This is a genomic window from Neobacillus sp. BF23-41 (assembly GCF_041106275.1).
The window spans coordinates 59,661-78,516 of the sequence record NZ_JBGBPR010000011.1; the positions used below are offsets into that span (position 1 = coordinate 59,661).

An 18,856-nucleotide genomic window follows, 5' to 3' on the forward strand; every position below is an offset into this window, starting at 1 on the left:
CCTCCTTGAAAGCAATTTGGCTATGCAGCCATCCAGAGAGTGCTTGAAGGAGTGTAATTTGGTTTGAAACGTAATTTTCCTGTCATCATCTTAGGAACTTTATTAATACTTGTTCGTAATGGAAGTGCTTGAATAAGGATGGTTGGATCTTGATTTTTTAATGCTTCATAAAATAGGTCCGATAGCTGCTCCCGTTCTTCCTCCTCCCAAAACAAGTCAACTGATTGAACTTGCTTCTCTTCGTTTGCTTTTTCGAGTCGCTTTTTCGCACGATGAAGATTGGACTTCACAGACATTTCTGTAGAATCTAACATCGAGGCGATTTCCTTCAGCTGATATTGAAACCCCTCTTTTAACAAAAAGATAATAGCTTGGTTTGGGGTGAAATTCTTCAGGAGTATATCAACCGATTCCCTTGTGTTATCAAGTTGATATGTTAAAGAATGAGTGGAAAAATCGGAATCTGCCTCAACCGTTTCATTTTTTCTTTTTCGAAGCATATCAATCCAATGATTATAGGCAATCTTATTTAGCAATGCAGTGGTAAGCTTTTGCGAGTGATTGCCATATTTTAAGGCCTTAATAAAGGTTTCCTGTGCGATTTCGTCTCCATCCCATCGATTGTGGGCAATAAAGTGACAATATCGCAGAAGTTTTGGATAATTTTCGATCCAAAAGTCATTTTCGAACCTATCTTCGTTCTGTGACCTTGCTAAGTTAGCTTCTCTAAGTTTGTGTGACATGTTTTCACTCCTTTTGCACTCTCTACACTCTAAACGTTTCGAGAGGGTTGAAAAGATACGGGGGAAATAAATTTTCTTTTGTTAGAGTTACTTTATGTTGTTGCTATTTAATATAAACTTGACCATTTTAGAAATCAAAAGAAAAACTTTAGAAAACGCTCCTTTTATAATTAGGCCTGATTGATAGTTCGAAGTTTTCAAATATAATTGGAGGTTCTATACATGATTATAATGTAATTAAATAGTTAACAAAAAGCTGTCGATTAACTCAACAGCTTTAGTTTATTTCTATAAACAATGTAAGAAATAATTCACACCTACTTCTTCTTTAAATCCCATTTCTTTATATTGAACATAACACTGCCTTTTGAAGCAAAGAACCTAATTTGGTCACAATCTGACTCTGGGAAAATCCGTGCTGTAAAGACTTCTTCCCCATCATTAATAAATATCTCAACAGAAGAGGTATCTACGAACATATGAATCGAAATCTTAGTGCTATTAAGGTGACATGCTCTTTTTGTCCCGTAAGAAATCCCAACTTCCTCACCAGAATAACTGCGATCCAAAATCACCTTTTGTTCGGCAAGATGATATTTAATTACGGTTTTTTTCGTATCATTCGCCCGAAACTCGATTCCACATTCTTCTGCAAAAATATCAGACATTTCACAATACAATTCAAAGGTTGTACCATTCATACCTGGGAAGCTTTTCACATCATTCTCAATAAAGTCCGTAATTTTTTGTTCAACTTTTCGAAGCAGTTTCATTTCTTCTATTGGCTGTTGGATTAATTTATCATTTTTCACCTTTAGTTCGCGAGGAATTGTTAAACAATGAGCCCAGCCGTTAGGATCCGTTGGATATTCTATTTCCGGTAATCCCATCCAGCCAATGAGAATTCTTCTCCCATCCGGTCCAAGTGTCGTTTGCGGGGCATAAAAATCAAAGCCGCGGTCAAGCTCACGAAAATCACCGTGGCCGAAATTTCTATTCGGCAGGTCTAGCTTCTTTCCCAGAATATACCCTGATTGATAAATGTTGTGGAAATCATCACCATGGGGTTCGAGCCCTTGAGGAGAAAATACAAAAATGCCTTGATGGGCGAGTTCAAAATAATCCGGGCATTCCCACATATAACCAAAATTCTTTAGCTCCGTTTCTAATTCTCCTTCAAAGTTCCATTGTTTTAAATTGGACGAACGATAAAGGACAGCAGTACCGGTTAAATTATCACGTTGTGCACCAATAACTGTATAATATTGGCCATCCTCAGACTTCCACACCTTTGGATCACGAAAATGTTCAGTATAACCACTTGGTACAGTTGAAATTACTGGCAAGTTCTCTTTTTCAATATCTCCTTGTTCATTCATAACAGCCAAACATTGATATGGATGCCTCTGCCAATTTTCATCGCGTGTATTCCCTGTATACATCAAAAATAAATTTCCATCCTGTTCAATTGCACTGCCTGAATATGCTCCATGGCTATCTAAAAAATCCCCCGGTGCAATGCCTATTCCTTCGTCTTCCCAATGCACTAGATCCTTTGATTTCACATGGTACCAATATTTCAACCCATGGACAGGTCCTAATGGAAACCATTGATAAAATAAATGATAGTAACCATTATAAAAAGCAAAGCCATTTGGATCATTTAGTAAACCTGTATTAGGCTGTATATGAAACGATTGCCTCCAAGGGCAAGCATTTACCTTTTTCATTAATTCCTGCATTGCTTCAGGGCTTTCATCTTCAATTCGGCGGTATCTTTTCTCCTTAGTCCACTCCATAATGTTTCTACTCCTTAAATAAATGGAAGAGAATCATTAATGATTCCCTTTCCGATTTTATAGATATCTATTTGGCTGATACTTGCTTTTTCGCATCGCGTTTCCCGAGAATAATAGTAACTAGGAAAGCCGTAGCAAAAGAAATCGCCATGCCAATAATATAGAAAGTAATTGTTCCTGGTTTTATAGAAATGATTCCTGGTAAACCAGCAGCCCCCATGGCAATAGCTTGCACTTTAAACAAGGTAACAAAGCCGGAACCTACGGCAGAACCTACGATTGCACCAATAAACGGATATTTTAACTTAAGGTTAACCCCGAACATGGCTGGTTCGGTAATACCAAGAAGTGCTGAAATACCTGCAGCAGAAGCTACTCCTTTTACTTTCGCATCCTTAGTCAGTGCAAGGACTGCCAGCGTTGCCGCACCTTGACCCACGTTAGACATGGCAGCGATTGGAAAAATGAATGAACCGCCAGTTTTTGCAATATCAGCCAAAAGCTGCGTTTCAATGGCGATAAAGCTGTGATGCATACCAGTGATGACGATTGGAGCATAAACAAGTCCAAATAAAATTCCGCCAATAAAACCAGTTGTGTCATATAACCAAACTAAACCGTCTGTTAACAAGTTACCCGCTCCACGTGTGATCGGTCCGATTAATGTAAACGTAAGAATTCCTGTGATAAAAATAGATAATAATGGTGTAACTAAGTTATCAAGGAAAGAAGGGACTCTTCTTCGTAAAAATGTTTCAATTTTTGCTAAAACAAAAGATGAAACTAGGACAGGAAGAACAGAACCCTGATAACCCACTTTTTCGATCTCAAAGTTTAAAATCTTCCAAATTGGAACTTCCCCTTTAGCCACCGCATCTGCATACCCGTAACCATTTAATAAATCGGGATGGACCATGAGCATTCCAAGTGCGGCTCCAAGATATGGGTTACCACCAAACCGCTGTGTTGCGGAGAAGCCAATTAATATAGGCAGAAATACAAAGGCTGCATTAGCAAACGTGTTAATAAGTCCTGCCAAATCGGCGATATTTGGATAAGCTTCGATTAATGACTTTCCTGCAATAAAGAAATCCTTAGCAGTTAAGAGATTATTGATCCCCATTAATAAACCGCCGGCAACGATGGCTGGAATAATTGGAACAAAGATATCCGATAGCATTTTGACAAATTGTTGGATTGGATTTAACTTCTTTGATCCTGCTTTGGAAACTTCCTTAGTAGACATTTCAGATAATCCTGTTAGTTTAGCGAGTTCCTTGTATACTTCATTTACTGTTCCTGACCCCAAGATAATTTGGAATTGACCACCAGTAGAAAAAGTTCCTTTAACAACATCCATTTCTTCTAATTTAGCTTTATCAATGTCTTCATCTTCGTTTAAAACCATTCTTAATCTTGTTGCACAGTGTGCTGCTGCCGATACATTTTCCTTACCACCAATTGCAATAAGTATCTCTTCAGCAATCTTTTTGTAATTCATCAACAATCACCCTATCCTATCAGTTAAATTGTGGAACCGGTTCCGAAATTATTCAAAAAAAATCATTTAAAGGAACGAGTTCCAAGATGCTTTTGACGGAACCGGTTCCAAAAATTAATATATTATATTGGAACCGGTTTCAACTAGATTATAAGACTAATAGATTACCTTGTCAACGCTTTCTTGCTCCATTATTTTAAATTTTGAAAGTGTTGTTTTTTCTATTTGTTCCTCATTAACCAATTTAACGATATTCATTGCGGCTACATGTCCTGCCTCTTTATAGAAAAACTTAGCTGTTGTGATGCCCGGAAATGTGATTTTCGTGATATCATAGCCGCCAAATCCAGTAATGGAAAGCTGGTCAGGCACCGTTAGCCCCTCCATATTTGCTGCTTTTAAAGCACCTAAAGCGATATTATCGGTTGCACATGCAATAATTGTAGGATGGAAGCCTTTAATAATATTGGGGACATTTTTTATTGCATCTTCAATTTTAAAGATTGTTTCAAAATACTGAACTTCACACCCAGGTTGTTCTAAAACTGCCTTCATGAACCCGGCTTTTCGTTTGACACCTACAGCTATATCCCTCTCTGTAACACCCAAGTAGGCAATTCTTCTATGTCCTTTTTCCAGAATATATTGACCTAACTCGTATGCAGCTTGATAATCATCGTGGATCACGCTGTGAAAATCAGTATGCTCCTGCCCCACTAATATGATGGGTACCTGAATATTATCAAAGGCTTCAATATGCCTTTCGGTGATTTCGGTTGCAAGAAGAATTATTCCTGCTACCTTTTGTTTGGCCAAACTATATATGTTTTCAATTTCTCGATTGAGATCCTGACTAGAGTTGGATATAACTAATTGATATCCTTGTTCCCTTAGCTGGTCATCCATCCCAATCAGTGTTTGAGATGTGGCGAATGAATCTAACCTTGGTACAATCGTGCCAATAATATTTGTCTTCTTGGCTTTTAGGCTTTGGGCAAATTTATTAGGTGTATATCCCGTTTCTTTAATGATACTTTCAATTTTTTTACTGGTTTTTTCACCCACAGATCCCCCGTTTAAGTAACGAGAAACCGTACTCTTTGCAACACCCGACAGTTTTGCTATATCCGCTATTGTAATCATATCTTCAACTCCATTTAACCAATCACTATTATGAATGTATTATACACAATATCCACTCATTAATCGAAATTAGATATTACATTCGATGTAAACGGCCTTATTTGCCTGTTTTTGCTGAAAAATAATGATGGACTATTTTTATAAGCCTGATATAATCCATATAGAAAACAATAATTTATTTTTAAAGGTGGACATTATGGCGAACACTTGTAGATATGTTGTCAACGCACTTGGTAAAGGTGGGGAAACATATTATACGCTTTGTAAAGATAAACAAGAATTACAGAATTGGATTACAACCAATCAAGAAAAATTAATCATGGAAGAATTAAAGGTAACTGATAAAAATCAAACTTTATTCTCTAAACTATTTAACTTAAAAAAATTATATTAATATTTTCAGGCGCCATTCTTAATAGAATGGCGTCATTATTTTTGTAGATTACTAGTGTATTCACACCTAGCCTTTTAAAGTTGGAATTTTTTGTGAATATAATTATACTATATTTATTAGTGGGGTGATTTTTTTTGAAGGAATTGAAGGAAATTAATAATCAACTAGGTTCGAATAACAATAAAAATGATGTCAGGGTAACTAATAATTTTACTTTGAATATTAACCTTGGGGATCCATTAAATTTATTTGCTATAATTGGCGGTATTTATATTGTTAGTAGATTAGTTAAAAAACGTAAGTAAAAATAAAAAAAATGTAATGAGGCAATCATCATTACATTTTTTTCTTTTTTATGTGCATTATTCACTCTTCCAACTCTCTTAATTTCATTCTTAATTCAATCAACACAGATCTTGGGTTTTCAATTTCAAAAATGACATATTTATATTTTCCGAAATCTTCTAATTCAAAATGTACAAGTGGTACTTTATGTTCACATGAAAGGAAGTACCATTCATTACCAAACTTAAAGCTGCCTTCGTAAATGTTGAGTGGTGCAATGGCGGTTCCAGGCATGCGGAGCATCCACATTGGAGGATCAAAGTCATCAATATAAACACTTTTTATCGCTTTGTAAGGAATTTTCAACTGCCACTTTAATGCAAAAATGCTTAAAAGCCCAGTTAACTTCAGTACGAATTCTTCCTCTTTAAAGTGTACTTCCCTTCCCATAAAGGGTCACCTCACCTGCAGATTTGAAACATACCATCATCTATATTTTACCATTGGAAGATTTAGTAAGCCAATTATTTATTAAATTTTCTACGTGACTCTAATCGGTGGAGTTATACAATTACGGGCACGTAGACGTGCTCTACTTGACCCTAAAATGTGAAAATGAACAAAAAAGGGCACGTAGCTAATCTACTTAACCCTTTTTGTTTCCAACAATATCAAAGTGTCCACTCCATACGGACAAAATCCAAATACTGTCTTTCCGTGGTGCCTGACACCAAAAAAAGACACCAATAATGACACCAATAAATGAGTCCTTTAAACCGCTCTACTGTCGAATTTCCGCTTTTGGATGTATATGAGTCTGATGGATAGGGCTATTCCGGCTGCGAGCAGGCCGATGGTTAGTCCGATCCAGTAGCCTCTTGCTCCTAAACTCGTATAATGTGCGAGTAGATATCCTGATGGAAGACAGATGAGCCAATAGGCTATGAGTGTCATGATAAAGGCAAGGTTGACGTCTTTATATCCTCTTAAGGCTGCTTGCGCAGTGGCCTGAATCGCATCACAAATTTGGAAAAACAGCGCAAAGATTAAGAAATTGGCGGTTAAATTAATGACTGCTGTTTCATTCGAGTAAAAACCGGCAACTTGATAACGAAAAATCACTACTAATACTCCAGTCACAATGGCAATCAAGATGGAAATATAAACTCCTAACCAGCTATACTGTTTCGCATCTTTATAGCGCCTGGCCCCTACTTCATAGCCGACAAGGACCGTCTGTGCCGTCGAAATACTAATCGGAATCATGTATAGAAAAGAGACGATATTTAAAGCAGATTGATAGGCAGCAATAGTGGTGACATTAAATTTACTTAGTAAGATGGTAACCACCGCAAACATACTGGTTTCAAAGAATGTAGAGAGTCCCATCGGCACACCAATCTTTAATATCTCTTTACATTTATCCCAAGAAAATTCTTTTAAATCAGCGAAAACGGAGTACGTAGAGAAAGGTTCTTGGGTTTTAACGATAAACACCGTCATCCCCATAATCCCCCAATACGTAATCGATGTTGCATAGCCTGCCCCTGCACCACCAAGCTCTGGGAAACCCAAGTTTCCAAAAATGAGCACATAGTTCAAAAAGAAATTGAACGGTAACGACAAAAGCATGATCACCATAATAACCCTAGTTTTACCAAGTGCATAAATAAATGATCGAAGTACATTAAAAATAAATAGCGGAAGAATTCCATAGCTGAGTCCGACTAGATAATGAAAGGCCGTGTTATGCACACCGGAATCAAGTTTCATTAAATCTAGGATCGGGTCTAACAAAAAGAATCCCAGGATAATGACAACGAGTGCAATTAAAATGGAAAGATATATTCCATGTTTCACCACAGATGCCACTTCGTTGCTCTTCTTTTCACCAAAGCGTTGAGCGGCAATTGGTGAAACCGCAAGAAGAATTCCGCTGATCCCCGTAAAAATTGGACTCCAAATCGATGAACCTATCGCTACTCCGGCTAGAGCGGTGGAATGGTACTTACCTGACATAATCGTATTAAAAAACACCATTGAAAACATGCCAAGCTGTGTAATTAAGATAGGAATCAACAAAATAAAAATTTGCTTTGTCTTTTCCTTTAACGTATAGGTTTGATTCATATACAGGTTCTCCTTGAGAAATAAAAATCCGAAACTTCATTATACTCTATATTGGATTATTATTCCTCCATTAATTTAAGAACCTTAGAAATGTTTGCCTTAGAGTTCGGCAGGTGCTAGCTTGCAAGAAGTGATCCGATTAAAATCAATCTTTAAAAAACAGCTGGTTTTTACCTTTGTCTTATCTGTATTTGCCATGTCGACTATATCTGGGTTTGTATTTTACCTATTATAATCATCGTAAACATATTCCTTATCCAGCGTTCATTGCTTTTGTCACTCTATTTCCACCAAACTTTATTTGGGTAATCTTCCGAACCAATATAAACCGTTTCACCGATTTTCGGCGTGGAAATAGCAAGATTTTGTGTTTTGGCCGCGTTCGTTACTCTATCGATTGGATCCGTCCAGTCATGTAAGGCTAGTGTAAAGGCTCCCCAATGAATTGGTATCATTATTATCCCCTTCACATCGAGATGTGCTTGGACGGTTTCTTCTGGCGTCATATGAATTGCCGCCCAACGCCTGTCGTATTGACCGCATTCCATTAGTGTCAGATCAAAGGGACCGTATTTAGCACCAATCTCTTTAAAATGTGGCCCATACCCGCTGTCCCCACTAAAAAAGATATTAGTATCCTTCCCCTTTATTACCCATGAACACCAAAGGGTCGCATCGCGGTCTGTTAGGCTTCTGCCTGAAAAATGCCTTGCTGGTGTGGAAGAAATCTTAAGTCCTTCATGATGAAGCTCATCCCACCAATCTAGCTCTATTATGATTTCTGGACTCACTCCCCATTTCTCTAAGTGGCTCCCCACACCTAACGGGACAATAAATTGTTTGACCTTTTCCTTTATTTTTCTAATCGATCCATAATCCAAATGATCATAATGGTCGTGACTGATGATGACTATATCAATCGTTGGAAGATCTTCAATGATAAATGGGAGTCTTTTGCTATAGCGCTTTATGCCGAAGATTGGAAATGGTGTAGGTGCTCCGCCAAACATCGGATCTAATAGTATTCTTTTTTCATCCAATTCTAAAAGTAGAGCTGAGTGCCCAAACCAGGTGATTTTTGGTTGTGTATCATCCTGTCGATCCGAAAGTTTTAATTTTTCCATTCGGATGGCATTTTTAGGTCTTCCATTGGGATGACCTTTGATGAAATCAATTAATATCGAAACCGTTTCTTTAAAGCCATTTTCCATTATTGTTGGAACTCGGTTGACGAATTTCCTTTGATGAGAGAAGTTTTCGGATTGCTCATATTTCCTAAGCCTCTCCTTCGAAGCCTTTTTGCCAAACGGGGGATAATACCTTAGGAAAAAATAGGTGATTCCAATTAATCCTAAAACAATAATCAGTGCGATCATACAGGTGCCTCTTCCTTTTACATGTTTGTCATTCCTCCATCGTATCATCTATGGTTTCATTTTTCTATCAGGATGTGATTCCAATCACCACCTCGAACCTTATATTTTTCTAAAATATATGCAAAGGGATCGGTGATATTTGATATGGAAATACAAATGAAGGATGTAGCTGATTTTGAATGCTATCACAATCGTCAAGTAATTCTTAACTACTATAATGATGAGGATTTTTTATGGAAGAGGGACGGATTCCAATTTGATTCTATCCAGTTATTAAATGAACAGCTGATATTTATGAAGAGGGATGGGAATTACATAACCATATTATTGAAAAAATATGACACCTGTGCGAAAAACATTGATTTTCAAAATTACTATATATTAAATAAGGGCGAGGATCGATTGGAGATTTATTTTCCTTAAATCAACACGGCGGATATTACAAAAATAGGACCTCTATAAGAGCGTCCTATTTTTTAACGATTTTTGATGGGTTATTGATTTTATACAAGACTGGGACATCTACTAAGAATTCTTCGTCTACATCTTTTCCTTTTCCAAGTTTCTTAGCAGCAACTTTACCATCGAATTCAAGTGCATCCCCTATTGCCAATTCAAACTTTTTGAGTGTCTTGCTATGGCTGCACCAAGCTAGACCGATTTCTAGTGGATTTTCCTCGTTGACAATCTGAACATTTTCTAAGACAACAACTTCATCATTTTCCTCATTAAACGGATTGTAAACGAGCGCGAACTGTTTTACATTGGCAGTAAAATGGACCTTGTCAACTGGAAGTTCGAGTTTTGGAGCCTTCTCCTTTTTAGGTTTCGGTTCCTTTGCTTTTGGTGGCTTAGTTGCTTCTTTTTTTGCAGGTTTTTCGGCTGGTTCTGTGATTGCCTTTGCAATTATTGGTTCACTTTCGTCCACAGTCACAAGATCGGGTGCAACCGTTTCTTTTTCATCAAATGTTAACAAGCTTTCTTTTCCAAAGCTCGATTGCTGCATTTCTTTTAAATAGGCTGGATGGATACAGGTGAGATTTCCGTCTTGGAATTCAATCACAAGCGTATTAATATCCAATGCGCTCCCGTAAGTTTCATACCCTTTAATAGTTACTTGGCGCTGATAGTTTCGATCCTTGTACCAGAATTCTTTTTTCGCTTCTCTCGCTGAGGATAAACCCCATTCCTTGAGTTTCTCTTTGTAATGGTCCATATCACGGAATGTTTCATATTCACCTTTGGGCGGAATATACTTCGTCAATTCGGACTGCTCTAATTGAGGACGCTGGATGATCATCCTAACACTTCCTTCCACTATGTATGTGATTTCATTATATTTCAACTTCTGCCAATAAAAAAGGGAAAGAGCTTTTCCTCTTCTCCCCGCGGTATTTTTATGTATTTGTGTATAAATTGTTTGAAATTAAAAAAAGGCTCTACAAGAGAGCCTTTTCATTCACATTTATGTGGTTTAGATTATGCTTTACGAACGTTAGTTGCTTGTGGTCCACGTTGACCTTGTTCAACTTCAAAAGTCACTGCTTGACCTTCGTCTAAAGATTTGAAACCTTCGCCTTGGATAGCAGAGAAGTGTACGAATACGTCGTCTCCAGCTTCGCGCTCGATGAATCCAAAACCTTTTTCTGCATTAAACCATTTTACTTTACCTTGTTCCATTTGTGTTTCCTCCTGCTGTGTGCTTTGCACACATAAAATTACTATCCTTGCTCAGTTCGATCTTTTAGACAAAAAGCAGTATTCCCTTTTTTCATCCTTACCGACTAACAAAAATAATTCTTCTTAACTATAACAGATGGTCCCGAATAATGCAAATATATCTGAGGAATTTATTATTTCTTTTGTAAAAATATTGTAGAAATACTATTGTCTTTTTATCATGAATAGGCAGAAATACTACAATCCAGACGGAATATTTCTAAGACTATCACAAAACACTTTCATAAATGATCCATCGCTTAGTTATTTTAAAATAATTTTGAAAAAATCAAGTATTCTTGTTGTATAATAGCTATAGAATTTTTATGAAGATGGTGGATGAACATGCGCACATACAACGAAAAAGTAAGTATCTATCATGGGATGGTGTCTACCATAGCTGTGAACCTTGCCAGTAATTTTTTTCCTATTTTCGCTATTTCCATTCTCGGCGCAAACAACTATCAAGTCGGTTTGATCAGCTCGCTTCCGCCATTAGTTGCACTGATTATGACAATTCCAGCTGCTATCATGTTGAATCGTTTAGAGCAGCAAAAGAAGACCGTTGCCATGTCTGTTTTATGGGCAAGAATCTTATTTGTTTTTTTAGCTGGAGTCCTTTTTTTTCGTTCGGATTATCAAGCATGGGCGTTTTTGATCATAGTGGCTTTAATGAATGTACCCGGAACGATATCAAATATCGGCTGGCAAACGCTTATTAGTGGAATGATAACCGAAGACCGAAGAGGAGCGTTTTTCAGTGATAGAAATCGACTGTTAACCATTGTAGGCATGATCACAACTTTGATCATTGGGATCGTTATGAAAAACCAAACCAACCATGCGGTCGCCTACCAGCTTTTATTTCTCATGGCCTTTCTATTTGGATTACTAGAAGTATTTTTCTTAATGAGGCACAAGGAAACGGTACAACCGAAGACGAACAAGAAGCAGGAGCAAAAGAATTCGTCTATGGATTGGTCAATTTTTAAGGATAACGGATACAGATGGTTTCTGATCACTGCCTTATGTTTTAATTTCTCATGGCAAATGGCATGGGGATTATTCAATATTTATAATGTGAAATATGCTCATGCAACGATTCTTTGGATTAGTATATTTTCAGTAGCGAATCAATTAGTGCAGATATTTACCTTCCCATTATGGAAAAGATGGGCTGAAAAAAAATCCAATACCTTAGTGCTCGTTTGGGTTGCTGCTGGAATGGCAATTGCACCGTTTTTGACCGTTTTGTCCACTAATCTAATCTATTTAACCTTTGTCTCGATGACTTCTGGGTTCTTTCTTTCAGGTACCATGCTGTTATTGTTCAACCTGTTGTTGGAGCAATCTCCAAAGGAAAAAAGAACGTATTGCATCACAACCTATAATGTCCTATTATCCTTTGTTGCCTTCATCGCGCCGCAAATCGGCATTTGGCTTCTCGAAGTAACCGGCATACAAAAATCAATGAACATCATATCCATCCTAAGATTCATCAGCGCAATCGTCTTCTTCTTAATGTACGTTAGATTTATGAAAAATAAAAAACTAGCAGATAATTGGAACTATTAGTTTAAAAGTTTCATATTTTTTTAGAAGGAGTGGATTAGGGAAGCAGGTGGGAAAATGATTAAAATAAATCAGCAAACGATTCACGTGGATGATCTTAGTCATACCCTTACAACGAAAGAACAGAAAGACATCGTTACTAAAATGGAGAAATATACGGAAATTTATCAATATCAAACTTTAAGTCAATTCAAATTTGAGCTGCTGTTTCGAACCAAGACGCTGCAAGCTGCCCGAGAGCTTAATAAAAGTAAGGTACAGTTTACAACCTTTACTTATGCCTTTTGCAATAAAAGGTATTGGGATCGTCTAAGTAATGGCGGCTTTCTCTTGAAACCAAATGTAAGGCCCAGCGTCGCCATTCTTGATGTTATAAAAAATGGAGCCCTTTATGCCTTTGATTGTTCAACAGGAATCGCGATTGTCTTATATCTTGCTACCCTATATTCGATTGGAAGCACAAGGTTTGATCTACTTTTTAACCGGCTTTTATTAATGGATTGGCAATTTGATAACGACCTGAAGATTTGGCAAAAATATGGGGATGATTTCATACCTGGTGACATCTTGCATTTCAACAATCCTGATTTTAACCCGAACGAGTCGCATTGGCGTGCTGAGAATGTGATTTTTATGGCGGATGACCAATACTACGGTCATGGAGTAGGCATCAAGAAGGCAGACACAATCATTACTTTCTTAAATAAAAAAAGAAAGCCCAATCCGCGGATCTCAGCATACCTCATGAACCTTATCACAAGACCCGTGTATCGATCTTTTTTATAAATAGGCTAAGACCGCTGCCATTGAAGCCGCGGTCTTTTGCATTTGATCATAAGTTACTAGTTTCTTATCTGTGCTAAAATAAATGGATCTTTGATTTTCTTATCTTCCGCGAGCAAAAGGACTTTTGAAACAATTTCTGCTGTTTTTGGGTCCTCGTCCATGAATGGCAGGAAGATTCGACCACGCTGCTGTGAATGGACGGAACGATATAAATGGCACCTGTAGCCTGTTTATACACATTGGCACTTCCCAGGTGAACACTATAATCCCCTAGACTTCCGTTAATCTGCGCAAAATTGCCCTCGATCCTTACATTTTCCAATCTCATTAATCGAACCGATTCCGCTACTATTACTTTTCTCATTTCAATCGTTGTTAGGCTCGCCTCTGGGTCCACCCCGCCGACATGGGCGATACTGACAACCAAATCAATGTCTCGCATCGTTTCCGAGAAGATCACCTTCGGAATACTTTTAATTTCTAGAGGTTGATAGGTAAGACGGTCGAAAAATTCGATTGTTTCCAAGGTTGGACACTCAACATCCGATGGCGAGAACCAATCGGCTAAAGCATTTAGTTGCACGATAATATTTTCCTTGTAGTAGACTTTTTGAAGTCCCGTTTCATAGCTCGTCGTCCACAAGCGACTTTTTAATATGGCAACTGTTTTTTGCGGCTGGATTTGGTGACCCGCGTATCTTCGTGTCCCTGTTCCCGCTGCAAGTTCATCCTGATTTGGTAAATATAGTTCTCGAAACACTTGCTTGAAAGGCTGTTTCACCTTCCGAGCGAATAAATCCCGTTGGAATTCACTCCATTGCCCACTCTCAAAGAGATGGACCGGGTGAGCGATGAAAATTTCATCAGTGGCCTGAATGGAATACTTGTCAACCGCCCCAACACCATATAGAGAACCGTCTTCAAAAAAGCCTAAATAGTTCCCTACTTTTAATACCAATGATGTCATCAGTGGCGTCAACACCGGATTTTTCATCATAGTATAAACTTCACTTAAAAGAAAACTATTTCCAAGCTCCATCGAACGTTCCAACTCTTCCATTGCTCGTTTGTATTGCTCCCTTAAATCTGATTTGATCCCTTTTAAGACAACAATATAATCATGTTTATTGTACTTGGCTGGGAGAGTTTTTAGTGCTTTATCCCCTTTTACTGCTTTGATATCTCCTCGCCCATTGGCATCAATCACGAGCTGTACAGTCAGATCATCCATCACTTTTGGCTCAAGAAATGGTGCAATCTCTTCCATTTTTTTCGCTTCCATTGCCCACTTTAACCTAGTTACATCCTTATAACCTGCATTTCTGGCGAGGTTATCAAGGGCAATCGTGACTGTTTTTGATTCACTGGCCCGGCGCTGGGCCCCAAACTTCTTACTTTCCTGTAAAAATCTTTGTAAGAATACATACCGTTCGAGAACATCTTGTTCATTTTTCACTGGAATCAAACTGTAACATAATACTTGATCCTTTGTTCTTTTTTCCTGAACTAGGTTTTTAGTATTTTCAAGCGCTAATTTCCCCAAGACCGCATCCGCAAACAGCTGTGATCTGCGATGATTCGCACCTGCCGAAATGTATTTGGCACATTGATAGAGAATTTGAAACCGTTCCTCACCCAACTGTTCGTAAGACTCTTTAAACCACCTGATGTCAAAAGCACCATCTTGAAATTCCTGTGGTGAGATGGGCGAATAATGCGCGACAATGGTTTCTTTTTCCTCGGAAAATGTCTCATTGATATGGGCATGGAAATACCAGGCGGCACTCCTCAAACCATTCCAATTTAAGTGCTTTGAAACAATGCCTAGCCATTGCGGGGCATACATCGCTGCCTCTAATAATCTTTTATCCGCTAATGCCTTTCCCTTTAAAAGATGCTTTAGTTGTGCGTCGCTGTCTCCATCTTTTGGATAACTTGTTTTTAATAAGTGGGAGAACACTTCTTTTTTAGTGAGATCGCTGCCATAACCATAAATATAGCCGCGTACGAACGATTCTTTATCATGGCCTAATAGGATTTGAACAAAGGAACCAATGCCTTCATGGCGTTCAATTCCCATAGCCACGGTAGTTACTTCTGTAGGGAGATCCCCTCTTTTTAGTTCAATTTCTAATATTCTTTGAACCACCCGATCTTTAATAGGAATCATATCAGGATAATTTTCTAAAAAATGATCTTTGGGATTAGTTAATTCTGATACATAATCTCTACTTGTTTCATCTCGAACCAAAAGTTCTTGAAAAATGACCTGTTCATCGATCATTTTACGTGCATAAGCTTTTGCTAAATCTTCCATCGACGGGAGGAAACTTTCAAAATTGGCCATCGTATATAACTGAAAATGAAGCTTGAAATACACATCAAAGGATTCACTAGTAATATCGGCAAAGTGTTCAGCCCATTCCAGCCATGGATCGATAAGAAAATCAAGCAGCTTATATTCGGTTTTGAGTTTATCTTCTGGGATCGAATGTACCAGAAAATTTAAAACAGCACTGATGTTGTCGAAAAGCTCTTTTGAATCTTGACTTGTAAAATAAGCATCGAAAAGCGTTTCTACTTGGGAACGATATTTCAAATCATCAAGAAAGCGATTCACTTCTTCGATGTTTTCGATTGGATAAATTTCTTCTAAAAATGTTTTCCTCCAGCCCTCTACCTTTGGATAATCCATAACCTCCCAAACATCCAGCCTATTACTGTAATAGCTTAAGATCCTGTCCGCGTGAAGATAGAAGGCAGTCTGAATGAGCTCTGGTGCTGTTAGCATATGGGTATTAAAATACTCCTTCCAAACTTCAGCTAATGGAAGTTGGTCGATTTGCTGTTTTTCATCCTCTTGATAAGAGTAAGAGCACCTTAATTCCTCGCCAATATGGAGTGTATCCTTTGAGCCATCGTACCACTCGACCTCATATTCCACCTGACGATGTTCATGAACCAATTCGGCTAAACCTTGAAGAAATTGCTTGCTAGAATCAGTTGATGGCTGCAAAAGGTTTTTTAACTCTTGTTTAGGGTGCTCAAGTTCAAGGTTTACCCGATGATTCGGGTCATATAATCCAAACCCATTATCCAGGTTGTATTCCTCGGTTTGAAACAATTTATCAAGTAATATTTGTTCTTTTGAGCCAGCTTTCATTTGAAGGATTGTATTTTTAAATGCTTTAACTAGTCTTTCACGTTCAGCTTGGTCGTTGATTTCTAATAAGATTTCAAGCGCACCCAATCGTTGCAACTCTGCTTTACTTGATAATAAACGGTCAAGCGCGGGTTCTAGGAGATCCTTCGGGAGTCCTAATAAAATCTGAATGGCTCCTTGTCGGAGGCCACCAGTTTTTAATTTTAATATCGCTTCAATCTTTTCAATTTCTGCAGGCATCAACTCCATTGATTTAATATGCGCAAGGGCGATTTCTCGATTGTTCACACTTTTATCAGCAAGACTTGCAAAAAGGAAATCGCGTTGTGTTTTATCCGAATTATCCTTGATAAAAAATGAAAGCAGATCTTCTCTTAATTCAGCACTTAGCTTGTCCTTCGATTCAATTAATTGTCTTAGCCAATCCTTATCCAAGTCGTAGGCAGTTAAGAACATCATTTTTCTCGCAATTTCGTCTCTTGAGAAAATTAGCGTTAGTCCTTGATTCGTTTCTGATTCGATTTCGAGTTCTCTTTTGGGCATTTGTAAGAACATGTTTTTAAACAACTCAAACTGTCGAGATCGTTCCTTCTTGTTTTCTAACAAAGGAACCTGGTTGACGGTCAGCGTGCTTTCACTTTTATCAGATTCGTATGACCAATGGATATCGTAGTCATACACATAGTTTTTGAGAAGATAATATTGCAGCTCTCCATTCTTTTCAAATAAAAACGGGTGCGCTAACTCAAATCTCATACCCGTATTTTGGCTTTGTGTTAAAAAGAATTGGGCCATCACCTTTTGATAGGTTTCGCCGTTTTCCATCAGGAATTGGATCGGTTCTTTTATATCGTCTTCTTCATTCACAGCAGTGGCCCAAAGACTGATGTAAAGCGTATTCAGATTCTCGCTTCTAACTCCCTCTTTACGCAGCTCTCGATTGGATAGAGAATCTGCCGCGTATTGAATCGATCGTTTAGTCACACTATTGTCTGAGGCTTGCAGATCCAAACCTGTCCAAACATCAAGTGCCCTCACGACGGAACTGTAACGAATAAGTTCGTGGTTGAGGATGACTTTAAGCATGTAAATAGTAGCTTCTAAAGTACCTTCATCGATATTTTCGACAATGCTTTGGCGCAGGCCCTCTTGCAGTCTGGCGGCAAGTAACAAATCACCGAGCATTGTATATCCTTTCTGGCTATGGCTTTTAAAAATTCCCTTGATCATTTCATATGTAAGCAGTGCTATGTTATTTTCTCCGAAAATAACTTCAGATAAGGCTTGGATTACCCGCTCATTTTTTTTGTCGATTTCATAGGCAATCACATCACTAATCAGTGGATTGTATATCGGCGAACCCTCACTTCTGGATAGATAATCAATAATCGAAAACTCTTCAAAATCCAAGTCAAACAAATAAAGGAAGCTCTCGATCATTCCGTGGTAGTGATACTCGAGGTTTCTCGTCCGAAACGGTCGTCGCGAATGTCCTTCACTGTATGGATATTCACACTTATGGTCGATGATATATTGAAAAAGAGCCCCGTATTCTGCTCCGATTAAGGTGTGCACAATTTCCACTAACGGTTGGAAAATGAGGGGGTCACGGGGACTTTTTTGTGTGAATAGGATGTTTCTAATTTCTTGAAGATTTGTGTCCCGTACGATGTAGGTCGCGTCCATTAATTTTATGAGAAGCAGCGCCAAATTCTGCTCTGCACCAGTAAATTCTTTGTTTGCCTTCGCTTCTAAACTCTCATAATATAGATCCTTATTTTTTGCTCTCAAACCGTTCCCCATTACCACATACGTCCTGCTAACATCGTCAGCTTTATAAAAGTAAGTTGATCATCCTCTTGTAAACCCAATCGCTCATCTAAATCGAGCGACTCTTTTTCATTAATGACTACTCGGTATAAACCATCTTCAAAGGCTTGGATAGCCACCCTGACTGCCGTTTGCAGATCGGCTTTTTGGTCACTATATTTAGTCCCAAACCCAACTTTACCGGCATAGACTTGCTGTTCGATTTCCTCGTTTGTTAGGAAACTTACCATGTTGGTTTCTGTTTGGGTTGTTGCATTGAACTCCTGGACTTGGATTGACACTAATTCTGTCAACAGCACTCTAAGTGTCGTCGGAAAACCCTCTAAATGAATCTCCTTTTTCGTAAGATAATCCTTCCTCATAGCCAGACTTTTCATTGTCACATAGATTTTCATGCAGCTACCTCAATAATAGA

General features: G+C 38.1%; 15 protein-coding genes and 1 pseudogene. 5 read left to right on the plus strand and 11 right to left on the minus strand.

Going from position 1 to position 18,856, the window contains the following annotated elements:
• Nucleotides 1–20 precede the first annotated feature (20 nt).
• From AB7942_RS17230 to AB7942_RS17245, 4 genes are all read right to left on the minus strand, one after another.
• Nucleotides 21–743 (minus strand): sigma-70 family RNA polymerase sigma factor, encoded by a 723-nt coding sequence (locus AB7942_RS17230; protein ID WP_369447822.1) that lies wholly within the window; start codon nt 741–743, stop codon nt 21–23.
• A 317-nt stretch (nt 744–1,060) separates the two neighbouring features.
• Nucleotides 1,061–2,542, minus strand: coding sequence for a glycoside hydrolase family 32 protein (locus AB7942_RS17235; RefSeq protein WP_369447823.1), 1,482 nt, complete (start codon nt 2,540–2,542; stop codon nt 1,061–1,063).
• Nucleotides 2,543–2,609: 67 nt separating this feature from the next.
• Nucleotides 2,610–4,043 carry a sucrose-specific PTS transporter subunit IIBC gene (locus AB7942_RS17240; protein WP_369447824.1) on the minus strand — a complete coding sequence of 478 codons (1,434 nt, stop codon included), beginning with the start codon at nt 4,041–4,043 and terminating at the stop codon, nt 2,610–2,612.
• A 156-nt stretch (nt 4,044–4,199) separates the two neighbouring features.
• Entirely contained in the window at nt 4,200–5,186 is a 987-nt protein-coding gene (locus tag AB7942_RS17245; RefSeq protein ID WP_369447825.1) for a LacI family DNA-binding transcriptional regulator, read from the minus strand.
• Between the two features lie 196 nt (nt 5,187–5,382).
• Between AB7942_RS17245 and AB7942_RS17250 the strand changes: the two genes are divergently transcribed.
• Together AB7942_RS17250 and AB7942_RS17255 are read left to right on the plus strand one after the other, a co-directional pair.
• Nucleotides 5,383–5,580 (plus strand): hypothetical protein, encoded by a 198-nt coding sequence (locus AB7942_RS17250; RefSeq protein ID WP_066253763.1) that lies wholly within the window; start codon nt 5,383–5,385, stop codon nt 5,578–5,580.
• Nucleotides 5,581–5,714: 134 nt separating this feature from the next.
• Nucleotides 5,715–5,885, plus strand: coding sequence for a hypothetical protein (locus AB7942_RS17255; RefSeq protein WP_369447826.1), 171 nt, complete (start codon nt 5,715–5,717; stop codon nt 5,883–5,885).
• A 61-nt stretch (nt 5,886–5,946) separates the two neighbouring features.
• On the opposite strand, the gene AB7942_RS17260 is transcribed toward AB7942_RS17255, so the two are convergent.
• The 3 genes from AB7942_RS17260 to AB7942_RS17270 form a co-directional block, all read right to left on the minus strand.
• Nucleotides 5,947–6,315, minus strand: coding sequence for a hypothetical protein (locus AB7942_RS17260; protein WP_369447827.1), 369 nt, complete (start codon nt 6,313–6,315; stop codon nt 5,947–5,949).
• Nucleotides 6,316–6,636: 321 nt separating this feature from the next.
• The gene (locus tag AB7942_RS17265) at nt 6,637–7,995 is read right to left on the minus strand and encodes an MATE family efflux transporter (protein ID WP_369447828.1); all 1,359 of its coding nucleotides are present in this window, start codon (nt 7,993–7,995) and stop codon (nt 6,637–6,639) included.
• A gap of 281 nt (nt 7,996–8,276) precedes the next feature.
• On the minus strand, nt 8,277–9,206 hold the full coding sequence (locus AB7942_RS17270; RefSeq protein ID WP_369447936.1) for an MBL fold metallo-hydrolase: 930 nt from the start codon (nt 9,204–9,206) through the stop codon (nt 8,277–8,279).
• A gap of 309 nt (nt 9,207–9,515) precedes the next feature.
• Here AB7942_RS17270 and AB7942_RS17275 point away from each other — a divergent pair, with 309 nt between their 5' ends.
• Nucleotides 9,516–9,794: a hypothetical protein gene (locus AB7942_RS17275; RefSeq protein ID WP_369447829.1), complete on the plus strand. Its 279-nt coding sequence runs from the start codon at nt 9,516–9,518 to the stop codon at nt 9,792–9,794.
• 46 nt (nt 9,795–9,840) lie between these two features.
• On the opposite strand, the gene AB7942_RS17280 is transcribed toward AB7942_RS17275, so the two are convergent.
• Together AB7942_RS17280 and AB7942_RS17285 are read right to left on the minus strand one after the other, a co-directional pair.
• The gene (locus AB7942_RS17280; RefSeq protein ID WP_369447830.1) at nt 9,841–10,671 is read right to left on the minus strand and encodes a hypothetical protein; all 831 of its coding nucleotides are present in this window, start codon (nt 10,669–10,671) and stop codon (nt 9,841–9,843) included.
• A gap of 179 nt (nt 10,672–10,850) precedes the next feature.
• Nucleotides 10,851–11,051, minus strand: a complete 201-nt coding sequence (locus tag AB7942_RS17285; RefSeq protein ID WP_066253749.1) for a cold-shock protein — start codon at nt 11,049–11,051, stop codon at nt 10,851–10,853.
• A 384-nt stretch (nt 11,052–11,435) separates the two neighbouring features.
• Between AB7942_RS17285 and AB7942_RS17290 the strand changes: the two genes are divergently transcribed.
• Nucleotides 11,436–12,665 carry an MFS transporter gene (locus tag AB7942_RS17290; protein WP_369447831.1) on the plus strand — a complete coding sequence of 410 codons (1,230 nt, stop codon included), beginning with the start codon at nt 11,436–11,438 and terminating at the stop codon, nt 12,663–12,665.
• 54 nt (nt 12,666–12,719) lie between these two features.
• A complete protein-coding gene (locus AB7942_RS17295) occupies nt 12,720–13,448 on the plus strand; it encodes a protein-glutamine gamma-glutamyltransferase (RefSeq protein ID WP_369447832.1) in 729 nt (242 codons plus the stop codon).
• Between the two features lie 56 nt (nt 13,449–13,504).
• On the opposite strand, the pseudogene AB7942_RS17300 reads toward AB7942_RS17295, so the two are convergent.
• A pseudogene (locus AB7942_RS17300) lies at nt 13,505–18,414 on the minus strand (DUF5724 domain-containing protein).
• Nucleotides 18,414–18,836, minus strand: a complete 423-nt coding sequence (locus AB7942_RS17305) for a hypothetical protein (RefSeq protein WP_369447834.1) — start codon at nt 18,834–18,836, stop codon at nt 18,414–18,416. The pseudogene AB7942_RS17300 and the gene AB7942_RS17305 overlap by 1 nt, the downstream one beginning before the upstream one ends.
• Nucleotides 18,837–18,856: the final 20 nt, after the last annotated feature.